The 11,842-nt window shown below is 43.9% G+C and carries 11 protein-coding genes; 8 read left to right on the top strand and 3 right to left on the bottom strand.

Annotation, left to right across the window (positions count from 1 at the left end; translation table 11 throughout):
• Positions 1–14: 14 nt before the first annotated feature.
• Positions 15–662, bottom strand: coding sequence for a PAQR family membrane homeostasis protein TrhA (gene trhA / locus DBZ36_RS04445; protein WP_120353719.1), 648 nt, complete (start codon positions 660–662; stop codon positions 15–17).
• A 176-nt stretch (positions 663–838) separates the two neighbouring features.
• Here trhA and astE point away from each other — a divergent pair, with 176 nt between their 5' ends.
• Positions 839–1,900, top strand: a complete 1,062-nt coding sequence (gene astE, locus DBZ36_RS04450; RefSeq protein ID WP_120353720.1) for a succinylglutamate desuccinylase — start codon at positions 839–841, stop codon at positions 1,898–1,900.
• Positions 1,901–1,945: 45 nt separating this feature from the next.
• A complete protein-coding gene (locus DBZ36_RS04455; RefSeq protein ID WP_120353721.1) occupies positions 1,946–2,317 on the top strand; it encodes a VOC family protein in 372 nt (123 codons plus the stop codon).
• Positions 2,318–2,375: 58 nt separating this feature from the next.
• Here the strand turns inward: DBZ36_RS04455 and DBZ36_RS04460 are convergent, their stop codons facing one another.
• Positions 2,376–3,293 carry a LysR family transcriptional regulator gene (locus tag DBZ36_RS04460; protein WP_120353722.1) on the bottom strand — a complete coding sequence of 306 codons (918 nt, stop codon included), beginning with the start codon at positions 3,291–3,293 and terminating at the stop codon, positions 2,376–2,378.
• Between the two features lie 176 nt (positions 3,294–3,469).
• Here DBZ36_RS04460 and DBZ36_RS04465 point away from each other — a divergent pair, with 176 nt between their 5' ends.
• The 6 genes from DBZ36_RS04465 (at position 3,470) to DBZ36_RS04490 (ending at position 11,173) form a co-directional block, all read left to right on the top strand.
• A complete protein-coding gene (locus DBZ36_RS04465; protein ID WP_120353723.1) occupies positions 3,470–5,503 on the top strand; it encodes an alkyl/aryl-sulfatase in 2,034 nt (677 codons plus the stop codon).
• A gap of 137 nt (positions 5,504–5,640) precedes the next feature.
• Entirely contained in the window at positions 5,641–6,426 is a 786-nt protein-coding gene (locus DBZ36_RS04470; protein ID WP_120353724.1) for a hypothetical protein, read from the top strand.
• Positions 6,427–6,522: 96 nt separating this feature from the next.
• The gene (locus DBZ36_RS04475; RefSeq protein WP_199711768.1) at positions 6,523–6,942 is read left to right on the top strand and encodes a cupin domain-containing protein; all 420 of its coding nucleotides are present in this window, start codon (positions 6,523–6,525) and stop codon (positions 6,940–6,942) included.
• A gap of 228 nt (positions 6,943–7,170) precedes the next feature.
• Positions 7,171–7,395, top strand: a complete 225-nt coding sequence (locus DBZ36_RS04480; RefSeq protein ID WP_120353725.1) for a hypothetical protein — start codon at positions 7,171–7,173, stop codon at positions 7,393–7,395.
• A 306-nt stretch (positions 7,396–7,701) separates the two neighbouring features.
• Positions 7,702–10,734, top strand: a complete 3,033-nt coding sequence (ydiJ, locus tag DBZ36_RS04485; protein WP_120353726.1) for a D-2-hydroxyglutarate dehydrogenase YdiJ — start codon at positions 7,702–7,704, stop codon at positions 10,732–10,734.
• A 10-nt stretch (positions 10,735–10,744) separates the two neighbouring features.
• Positions 10,745–11,173: a hotdog fold thioesterase gene (locus tag DBZ36_RS04490; RefSeq protein WP_120353727.1), complete on the top strand. Its 429-nt coding sequence runs from the start codon at positions 10,745–10,747 to the stop codon at positions 11,171–11,173.
• Here the strand turns inward: DBZ36_RS04490 and DBZ36_RS04495 are convergent.
• Positions 11,170–11,814: an arylesterase gene (locus DBZ36_RS04495; protein ID WP_120353728.1), complete on the bottom strand. Its 645-nt coding sequence runs from the start codon at positions 11,812–11,814 to the stop codon at positions 11,170–11,172. The two genes, DBZ36_RS04490 and DBZ36_RS04495, sit on opposite strands and share 4 nt — an antisense overlap.
• Positions 11,815–11,842 lie beyond the last annotated feature (28 nt).

An 11,842-nucleotide genomic window follows, 5' to 3' on the forward strand; every position in this document is an offset into this window, starting at 1 on the left:
GCAAGCAGTTGTTCCTAAACGACATAGTGGTAAACGCTAGCAAAGTGAAAACTACAGCCTGCTATCACAAATAAATGCCAAATAGCATGGGTGTAAGGCTTGTGCTTAGCCACATAAAATAGCACGCCAATACTGAACATTAAGCCACCGGCGGCTAACAAGTATAAGCCTGCGCTGGCAACGTTTTGGTAAAGTGGGTAGGCTAATAGCACCGAAAACCAACCCATTCCTAGGTAAGTACTCAACGATACTTTCGGAAATCGAGTTTGAGTTAGTAATTTGAAGGCTACGCCAAATGCCGCTAAAGACCAAATTGCTAGCATCGAAGCCCACGAAACCCAACCGTCAAAAGCTATCATTAAAATTGGTGTGTAAGTGCCAGCGATCAAAATATAGATTGCTGAATGATCGAGTAATTTAAGGCGCTGCTTCCAAACAGGGTCGGCCACTGTATGGTATATACACGACGCCAAGAACATGAGGATTAAGCTGCCACCATAGATACTAACTGCAGTTATTTCTAACGCACCCTCTGCTTTAGTTATTAAAAACAGTAAGCCAACAACGGCAAGCAAGAATCCTAAACCATGGGAACTTGAATTGAGTCGCTCTTCTAAAGCGTTATACGCAAGTTGTGGGATGCTTTTTTTTATTGTAGCCATTTTAGGCCTCAATTTACTGAACAATTTTTGTTCAAATTAAATAAATGATCTTCAGTCTACAATTTCAGCGTACACGTGTACACCTAAATTTGGCACGATGAATCGTGACCCACGCTCTAGACAGTTCACTACACATCAGTATTATGACTGCATGATCATCAAGGAAGACTTTATTAATGCAATCGCAACTCACTGAATTGGGCCTAATCGCTAGTCTATTACGCTTAGATGCCAGCTGGGAGCAATGTTCATTCGAAATACCTGGATCGTGTATAGTCCAATGTTTGGATGAAGGCTGTATTGAAATTACTGCCATGCAAAACAGCAAACAACGTGCACTAGTCTATTCTGCGGGCGTACACGGCAACGAAACTGCTCCCATAGAATTATTGGATCAGCTTCTTTCGTTAGTACTTCGTGGCGAACTTATCCCTCATCAAAATCTGCTATTGTTAATTGGAAATCCAGAGGCCATGCGTCTTGGGTGTCGAGAGCTCGGGACGAATTTAAACCGTTTGTTCTGTGGCGCTCATAAGCGACTAGATGTCGACGGAGAACATGTTCGGGCGCAGATCTTAGAGCGTCACGTAGCTGATTTTTATACGTCAAATACTGGCAGTGTCGAGCGCATTCATCTTGATCTACATACGGCGATACGAGATAGCAAATTTGCTAAGTTTGTCGTTTATCCTTTCACACATGGAGAGGCTTTAGACGCGAATTCTTTAGCCTGGCTTCAAGCTTGTGAATTAGATTGCGTGCTGTTTTCAAATACTCCAACCACAACCTTTAGCTATCACAGTGCACGTACCCATGGTGCTCGGGCATTTACCATTGAACTTGGTAAGGTGAATGACTTTGGGGAAAATGACCTGACGTCAATGTCGGCTATGTTTGAGCAGCTTAAATATTTATTAAGCGCAGAAACTAGTCAGCAGCACTCGCTGGTACTCGAACGTTGCCACTGGTTTGAAGTCAGTGAAACCCTGGTGAAGGCTCAAGCTCAATTCGAACTATGTTTCAGCGTCGACTTGGCTAATTTTACTCAATTTGAAAACGGCGATGTAATTGCGCTGCAAGCTGATGAGCCGGTAATCATTAGTGATGGTCCCAAAGCCGTAATATTCCCCAATGCTAATGTTGCAGTAGGACAGCGAGCGGCCTTATTGGTTAAGAAAATGGACAGTGAAAAAATACGACTAATTGCCGGCGATCAGTTAAAACTTGGCAAATTCTAAGCTTTCCGCCATGCTTAGTACATGCTTAAAAAAGGGTGTACTGTGATGAATTTAGGTAAATCTTCGATTAGTCTTTCTGTTAAAAACTTGCAGGCTTCTTTCGATTTCTATCAAAAGTTTGGCTATTCGGTAGTCGGCGGAAATGCCGATGAAAAGTGGTTGGTTCTAAAAAATGGTGAACATATTATCGGAATTTTTGAAGGTATGTTCGAAAAAAACATGCTGACCTTTAATCCCGGTTGGGACCAAAATGGCCAACAAGTGGACGGCCATACTGATGTTCGAGAATTACAACGTCAGCTTAAATCCCAAGGTGTAAAAATAGAGAGTGAAGCAGACGAAAACAGTACCGGTCCTGCAAGCTTTATAGCCATCGATCCTGACGGCAACCCGATATTAATTGACCAGCATTTTTAGTAATTGCGTTACCCGATCATCTAAATAAGCTTTGGGTACCCCATGCCATTAGCGACATTTAGTTTGTGTTTATGTTCAATTCACTAAACAGTAATCCCAACTGATTGCGTAACCAAATATGCGCTGGTTTATCATTCATGCGTTGGTGCCAGATAAGGCAATATTCGACTTTAGCCAAGGTTAGCGGCATCGGTAGAATATTGATTTGAAACTGGTCCGCATATTTGAGTGCCAAATGGCGGCTGCAAGCTCCAATGCAATCACTTTGAGCCACTTGTGCAATTTGTTGTAGTAAAGATGAGCTCTCCATCGCAATCTTTCGTTCAGCTATTTGTTCGCTCGCATAATATTCAACAGCCGACAAGTTTGAACGCCTTAATCGCAGCGTAATATGCCGCTCAGTATAGTATTGCTCGAGACTAATACTATTTTTAATTCGGGGGTGTCCCTTGCGACAGATCAACACAATATCTTCTGTAAATATGGGTTGATAAACAAAACCTTTTTCGCGATTTGTCGCGGTATCAATAGCGATATCAAATTGCTCTAAACGTAAAGCGTTGATTAGTTCCGTATGGTTGCTAGGAGCTTGTACCAGGGAAATATTTAGCTGGATGGTTTTACAAAGTGCTTCGATTGCAGGAAGTAACAGATTGGCGATGACTTCGATTGCAGAGATCCGAAACTCAAAACCACTTTGTTGCGGATCAAATCCAGAAAACTGAGCAAAAGTATGTCCTACGCTGTCTATTGCTGGAGCTATTTTATTGGCTAGTTGAACGGCAAAGTCAGTAGCAATGATACCCCGACCTTGGCGTAAGAATAGTTCATGTTGACAGCGCTGGCTTAAACGTTTCATAGCAGAGCTAACTGCAGCTTGGGTCAACTCAAGTTTCTGCGCAGCCAAGGTAATTGACTTTAAGCGATAAACTTCTAAAAACATCGCTAACAAATTTAAGTCATTTTTCTGTGTCATATCGAATACGGTTTTTGAAATTTACATGACAGCAATACTAACCTAATACATAAATTAAAGTTAAGTATTAAGCATAGCCAGGAGTGTTTATTTAATGAATTGGCTCAATTAGTCTATAACTATGTTCAGAGAGAAGGAGGCTCCTGGGGTTATTTTGATTCTGTATAAGGGTTCACATGAAAAAGACCATCATTGCTTCAAGCATCATCCTGTTATTAACCACGCCAGCATTTGCCTCAAACCATAGCCATGCCCATGGCGATCATGAAGGCATGACCCTTGATTACCAAGGCAAACCAGCATCCGTACATACCAAACGTCTTAACGATGAACTAGACGCTCGCCTTCCACATGAAGACCGGGGCGGATTTGAAAACGCAGAAGTAGGATTGATCGCAGCGTTTGATCGCGACATATTTTTGGGTGGTGAAAACCACGACGATCACGACCATGTAGTATGGGATCTAGCGCAGTATGAATTTTTAAATGGCGAACGTCCTGACTCGGTAAACCCTTCACAATGGCGTCAAGCGCAACATAACTTACGTCAAGCTGGTATTTATCAAGTAACCGACGGCTTTTACCAAATACGCGGCCTTGATCTCGCGCATTTATCAGTTATTGAATCAGACACCGGCTACATTTTATATGATGTGCAAACAACTCGTGAAGCTACTGAACATGCACTCGAACAGTTTTTCAAGCACATGCCTAAAAAACCTATTAAAGCAGTCATCTACTCACACAGTCATGCGGATCACTTTGGCGGTGTTAAAGGTGCCGTTAGCCAAGAAGACGTTGACGCCGGTTTAGTTGATGTGATTGCCCCGCGCAACTTCATGGAGTATGCGATCTCTGAGAATATTATGGCCGGTACAGCGATGGCACGACGCAAGGTTCCACAATATGGTGAGGGGATTAGGGCCGGTGACCAAGGACCAGTCACTGCTGCAATTGGTAAAGGTATTTCTAATGGTGAATTGACCTTAATTGCCCCAACCATTACTGCAACTGAAGACCTACATGAAATGGTTATCGACGGGGTACGCATGATCCACCTCAATGCCGATAACGCTGAAGCGCCTTCAGGTATGATGACTTATTTCCCTGACCAAAAAGTACTCTGGGGCGGTGAGATTGTAGTCGATGGTATGCACAACATTTATACCCTCAGAGGTGCAGAGGTACGCGACGCCCTAGCATGGTCGAAGTACATCAATATCGCTATCAATGAGTTTTCAGATGCAGAGTTTTTGTTTGCAAGCCATGGTGCGCCAAAATTCGGTAACGCTGCTATTTTGGAATACATGAAGTTGCAACGTGACAACTATGGTTTTGTACACAACCAAGCCTTGCGTCTGGCAAACCACGGTGTTGATATTCATGCAGTTGGTGACATGCTGGCAGATATTGTACCCGAGGTGCAGTTTAACACCTGGGAAACTAATGGTTACCATGGCTCGTATTCTCACAATGCAAAAGCTGTGGTAAACAAATACTTGGGTTATTACAACGCAAACCCCGCAACCCTAGACACCTTGCCATTAGAGAAATCAGCAACAACTTGGGTTGAAGCGATGGGTGGTATGGATACAGCTTACAACTTTATGCAACAGCAAGTTGAAGCCGGTAATTATCGTTTCGCTGTCGAAATGGGTAATAAAATGGTTTACGCGGAACCGAGCAATCAAAAGGTAGCAAACCTGCAAGCAGATGCGCTAGAGCAATTAGGCTATCAAGCAGAAAGTTCTGGATGGCGCAACAGCTACTTAGTTGCAGCAACAGAGCTGCGTGAAAACCGAATTATATTAGGGACCAAAGCTGCTTCTCAAGATGCGATTAATGGTATGACAACCAGCCTAATGCTCGACTATGCCGGTGTGCGCCTAAATGCGCCAGCAGCAGAGGGAGTAAGCTTTACTATGAATCTTATTGTTCCTGATGAAGACGCTATCCACTTTGTTGAGCTAGCCAATAGCAACCTGAACAATATTATTATTGAGCAAGCTACTGAGGCCGATTTAAGCCTGACAATCAACCGAGCTGACATCAACCAAATAATGATGAAGCAGACCACCTTAGATGAGCTATTTGAATCGAAACAAGCAAGCTTCGACGGTAACATTGAAGGTCTAGTGCAACTGCAATCTATGCTCGACAATTTTGATGAGGCCTTTGAACTAATGCGGCCACATCCAATGGTTAAGTAATTAGATTTATTAAACCCCAAGCTGTTTGTTTTGGCTTGGGGTATTTTAACTTCAGCAATCCAATCACCGCGCATTTCATGGTTCAACATGGTACAAGACTCTTTTAATTTGTAGTTTTGTAAAATGAGGTCGTCAATATGGCTAGGATCATCGCCGTCTTCCTACTGCTTTTTTGTAATTTTTCAGCACTTAGCACACCTTTCCCTATAGTGCTTGATGATAGTCAAGCGCAGCAGTTGGGGCAGCTAATTTGGAAAAATGAAGGGCAGCAAAAAGTTGAGCATTTGAGCACTTGGAATAAAAATGAAGACTTTCCGTCATTAGGACTGGGACATTTTATTTGGTACCCCACAACACAAAAAGGACCTTTCAAAGAACAGTTCCCTCAATTACTAAATTTTATGACCGACAATGGCGTTGTATTACCGCAATGGCTAAATGACGCAAAGCTAGCACCTTGGAAATCTCGCGAACAGTTTTATGCCGAGTTTGATCAGCCGCAACTAAGTCAGTTACGCGCTTTACTCAGTGAGCACTTAGCACTTCAAGTCCGTTTTATTATCATTCGCTTAGAACAAGCTATTCCACTTATTCTTGACAGCAGTACCGCCCTAGAGCAAAAGCTAATCCAAGAGCATCTTCAACAGCTCTCCAGCGTGGAAGGCCTTTTTGCCTTACTTGATTATGTGAATTTTAAAGGTGAAGGCGTCAATTTAAAGGAACGTTACCAAGGTGAAGGCTGGGGCTTAAAGCAAGTCCTATTGAGCATGCCTATCCATTATGATAATCCGCTGCGCAGCTTTGGCCTTGCTGCAGATGAAGTCCTCACAAGACGCGTGAAGAATGCCCCTCGCGACGAAGAACACTGGTTAAAAGGTTGGCGGGTTCGGGTTCACGCATATCAAGACTTAAGCGTTGAATAGTCCTTTGTTTTTATTAACATTGGTATTTATGGATAAAAAGATTTTAAACAAGCTTGTTAAAACTGGTGGCCGTAAAACCTACATAAGGAATTTGGAATGAGCCAAACTAGCAACATAAAACCGCTTGTAATTGAGCCGAATCAAGGCCGACATTACTCTATGGGTCGCATGTCATCGGTGTTTATAGTCGATGGCAGTGAAACGGATTCTAAGCTTTCAGTATCAGAGTGGTGGCTAGAGCCCAACACCGAAGGTCCACACATGCACTCGCATACTGAAGACCACGTGTTTTATATACTCGAAGGCACTGTAGCAATCCTTGTAGATGAAAATTGGCTAGATGTTGCTAAAGGCTCTTATGTATTTATTCCTGGTGGACATAAACATAGCTTTGAGAATAGAAGTGCTAGCACTGCCGGATTTATGAGCATCAATACACCAGGTGGCTTCGAGCAAATGATGCCCAATATCGTACATTACCTCGCAGAAAACCCACTGGGCGACACTAACCGTTAAGTTAGATGTTAGAGCATTGCTGGGATACATGTACCAACATCAACAACCATTGAACGTCATATCGTTTAAAATTTCTTGTAGCTTTGCTCATCCCTAGTTTTACGCGCCCCTTGTGCATTTTTGGTTACATAACAAACGATTCATGTGCAAACCTTGATGACTATTAACACATTGGTTTTTTAAACCATTACAGTTAATTTGATGACAGATGCGGATTAAGGAATACTGATGGAAAGCTTTGTGATTGAAACCTTTCTTGACGGTGTTAAGGAAGATACGGTGAAAGTGCCGCTGGCGCTAGCAAAACTGGCCTTGCGTCCATTTTTGAACCAGCTCAATAGCGAGCAGGCCGAAATGATGGATACTGCAATCAAGGCAAAGGATTTTGAGGGCCTTATCTTTGAGTGCGAAGAGCACGACTCTGGCGAGAAAGTGGTTTTTTCTATTCTTTAGTATCACCATTTTAATCTTGGCATACGCGATACGCGGTCCGTTAATTGTCTAGTGCCTAGCCTGAGAGCAGAGGCTTAAATTGGCTGCAATTTATGTTGTTAAATAATGATTTGAGCTCACAGTAGCTCATTTAAATAGTGGCGGGCCATATCTAGGTAGTGATTTATCGCGCCAGCGCTACCTAGCAAAACGGATAATAGTGAGCTACTTACGAAACTGAGAGTTTTTGCCCAGTGATTGGCAAGGCGAGGGGGTGTGGTATACTCGGCCACCAACAAATGACCACTTCAGTCGGATAGAAAACGGATGATCCCGAAGCTCTCTTCAGCGCAATTACTCTCTCAAATATACATAGATTTTCTCGATGATTTAAGCAAAACGCAGTTTAGCGGCGAAATCGAAAACAGCTACGCTAGCCGACTAGCGGTGAGTACCGATAATTCAGTCTATCAGCAGTTACCTCAGGCGGTAGTGTTGCCACGAAGCCACAGTGATGTAATCACTGTGATGACTTTAGCTGGCAAAGAGCGTTACCAACAAGTGGCTTTTTCTCCGCGCGGCGGTGGCACCGGTACTAACGGCCAAAGTCTAACAACAGGCATTGTGCTTGACCTTTCTCGGCATATGAAAGGCGTGTTGGAGTTAAACGTCGAAGAGCGTTGGGTGCGGGTTGAAACTGGCATTGTGAAAGACGCGCTAAATGCCGAGCTTAAGCAGCATGGTTTGTTTTTCTCGCCAGATTTATCGACTAGTAATCGGGCCACTTTAGGTGGCATGATTAATACTGATGCTTCAGGGCAAGGATCGCTGGTCTACGGTAAAACCAGTGACCATGTCTTGGCACTTAAAGCGGTACTCGCTAATGGCACCAGTATTGATACCGCGGCTGTCGACTTAAACGACTTACCTAGTGATCCAAACCAAAGTGAGATATATCAAACTGCGCGCGCAATTTGTGTTGATAAACGTCAGCAAATTGAAGCGAAGTTTCCTAAACTAAATCGTTTTTTAACCGGGTACGATCTAAAGAACTGTTTTAATCCCCAGCAGCAAAGCTTGGACTTATCGCGCCTGTTATGTGGCAGTGAAGGCTCGTTGGCAGTTATCACTGAGGCCAAACTTGACTTAACCCCAATTCCTAAGTTTCGTACCTTGGTTACCGTTAAATACGACAGCTTCAATGCAGCACTTCGCCACGCACCAACCTTAGTTAAAGCCAAGGCGTTGTCGGTAGAAACCATTGATTCAAAGGTCTTGAATTTAGCGCGAGAAGATGTGGTTTGGAAGAGTGTCGATCATCTAATTTCCGATGTGCCCAATATCGATATGTCAGGCATCAATATTGTAGAGTTTGCCGAAGACGACCAACAAACTCAGTTGGATAAAGTTAATGCGCTGATTGAATCATTATCCGATTCAAGCGCACTCGGCGTTATTGGTACGCAGGTTTGTGATGATCTTACTGGCGTGATGGCGATCTACAACATGCGTAAGAAAGCAGTTGGCCTACTAGGCAACGCAAAAGGCAGTGCTAAGCCAATAGCTTTTGTAGAAGACACCTGTGTCCCGCCAGAGAATTTGGCCGATTACATTGTTGAGTTTAGAGCGCTGCTTGATCAACATGGTCTGAGTTACGGTATGTTTGGACACGTTGACTCCGGCGTATTGCATGTTCGGCCGGCACTTGATCTAATTGATCCTGAGCAAGAGCTGTTGCTGCGAGAGATTTCCGATCAGGTGGTTGCTTTGACGGCTAAATATGGCGGTTTGATGTGGGGCGAACATGGTAAAGGGTATCGCTCGGAGTACAGCCCAGCATTTTTTGGCGACGAACTGTTTGCCTGCTTACGTGAAATAAAATCTAGTTTTGACCCTTACAATCAATTGAATCCTGGAAAAATTTGTACCCCCTTAGAAAGTGATGCACAACTGGTCAGTGTTGATAGTGTTAAACGGGCAAGTTTTGATCGCCAAATACCGGTTCAAATCAGAGAGTCGTATAGTGAAGCAATGCTGTGTAATGGTAACGGCCTTTGCTTTAACTATGACGTCCATAGTCCAATGTGCCCATCAAGTAAGGTTAGTGGCGATCGTCGTTATTCACCTAAAGGCCGCGCAGGTTTAATTCGAGAGTGGCTGCGCTTGCTTAGCGACGATCAGAAAGACGTATTAGAAATTGAACAAGCTCAAATGAATGCGCCGATGTGGCACAATTTATGGCAAAAAACCCAAAACACGTGGCGTAAAAAGCAAGAGCAAGACTTTAATCATGAAGTGATGGACGCTATGCAAACCTGTTTAGCGTGTAAAGCGTGCAGCACGGCCTGCCCAATTAAAGTTGATGTACCCAATTTTAGAGCCCGCTTTATGTATTTGTATTATGGGCGCTATCTGCGACCAGCTAAGGACTATTTTGTGGCGGAAGTTGAAAACTACGCCCCATTAATGGCCAAAGCACCTGGATTTTTTAATTGGTTTACCGACCAAAGCTGGATGCAATCTGCCATCAAGCATTCCATTGGCATGGTAGATATCCCGCGATTGAGCCAACCGAACCTTAAGCAACGCTTGAGTACTCATTTGAATTCGGATTACGACTATTTGGCGCTAAACGCAATGTCAGCTGAGCAAAAAGCCAAAACGGTGCTCATCGTCCAAGACCCGTTTACCTCTAATTACGAAGCCGACTTAGTTGAAGATTTTATTAAGCTTTGCCAAAAGTTAGATGTGAACCCTATTGTGTTGCCCTTTAGCCCTAATGGCAAAGCTCAACACATTAAAGGTTTTCTAAAGGATTTTCAGAAAACAGCCACGACCACAGCAACTTTTTTGAACCAAGTTGCGCAGCTCAACATTGCTATGGTAGGTGTAGAGCCGGCATTGGTGCTTTGTTACCGTGACGAATACAAGCAAGTACTCGCAGATAAACGGGGAGACTTTCAAGTTCATATGGTTCAGGAGTGGTTATCAGAGCAAATAAAAGATAACTCACAGCTGCCGCAACTGCGTGATCAAGAGCCGTGGCAGCTATTTGGTCATTGTACCGAAAAGTCACTCGCAGCGAGCGCCGAAGGACAATGGCAACAAGTGTTCGCGGCATTTGGCGGCAAGCTTAGTCCGGTTGCAGTAGGTTGCTGCGGGATGGCCGGTACTTATGGGCACGATGCTAAACAAGTCGAAACGTCGCAAACGATTTACCGACAAAGTTGGCAGGTACGCTTAGCTGAGTATGACCGTGAACGTTGTTTGGCAACTGGCTACTCGTGCCGCAGCCAAGTTAAGCGTTTTGAAGGTCAAAAATTGAAACACCCTTTGCAAGCCTTGCTCGAAAATCTTTAAGGAACTTAAAATGTCGCAATCTATTTGGCAGCAAGAGTTTGACTTAGAGCGCTTAAATGCAATGAACGAGGGTAATTTAGCAGGCTTCTGGGATCTTGAGTTTACTGAAATAGGTAAGGATTACCTGAAAGCCCAGTTTCCGGTAACTGACAAAGTACGCCAACCTATGGGTTTACTGCATGGTGGGGCTAGTGCGGCGGTTGCTGAAACCATTGGCAGTTGCGCGGCCTTCATGTGTGCACCCAAAGGTTCAATGGTCTTGGGGGTGGAAATTAATGCCAACCATTTGAGCGCGGTGCGTCATGGGCATGTTGACGTCATTGCAAGGCCGCTAAAGCTAGGCAACAGCCTGCAAGTTTGGCAAATTAACCTTGAACATGCGAACAAACTAGTTTGCAGCTCAAGGTTAACGGTCATGGTCAAAGCCGCCAAAACCTAAGGTGTTTGGCTAATCGGCTGAAGCATTTCGACCATTAACTCGGCCAGTATCGGTTGGGCTGCGGTATTGGGATGGATGCCATCGTCTTGCATATAGTCCGGCTGCGTTGCCAGCTCTTGCATAAAAAATGGCAGGTAGTCAATTTCGTTTTGTTCAGCAAGTTCGCTAAATATATTTCGAAAGGCGCTGGTATAACGACTACCATAATTAGGTGGGATCTCAATTTGCATAATGGCAACTCGCAAGCCACGTTGCTTACCAATATCAATCATGTTTTGAAGGTTTTCGCGGGTTTGTTTGGGCGGGTAGCCTCGCAAACCGTCATTACCACCAAGTTCTATGATCAATCCGTCAACTGAGGACTCATCTAACGCTTGGTTTAGTCGTTGTAAGCCACCTTTACTGGTTTCACCACTAATACTGGCATTAATGATCTGCCAGGCACTTGGTAACGTAGTAGATTGTTGATTGAGTAGATTAACCCAGCCTTGCTCGGGATCAACTCCATAGCTGGCGCTGAGACTATCACCCATCAGTAACCACTTAAAACTACTTGCCTGCGCGTTGAGCGCTGGAGCAACTACAAGTAAAGATATGCAAAGTAAGTTGCATAGGTAAGCTTTAAAACCGCAAAATTTCATATTGCACCATAAATTATATTGCCGTATC

This window comes from Alginatibacterium sediminis (assembly GCF_003610775.1).
Classification (GTDB): domain Bacteria; phylum Pseudomonadota; class Gammaproteobacteria; order Enterobacterales; family Celerinatantimonadaceae; genus Alginatibacterium; species Alginatibacterium sediminis.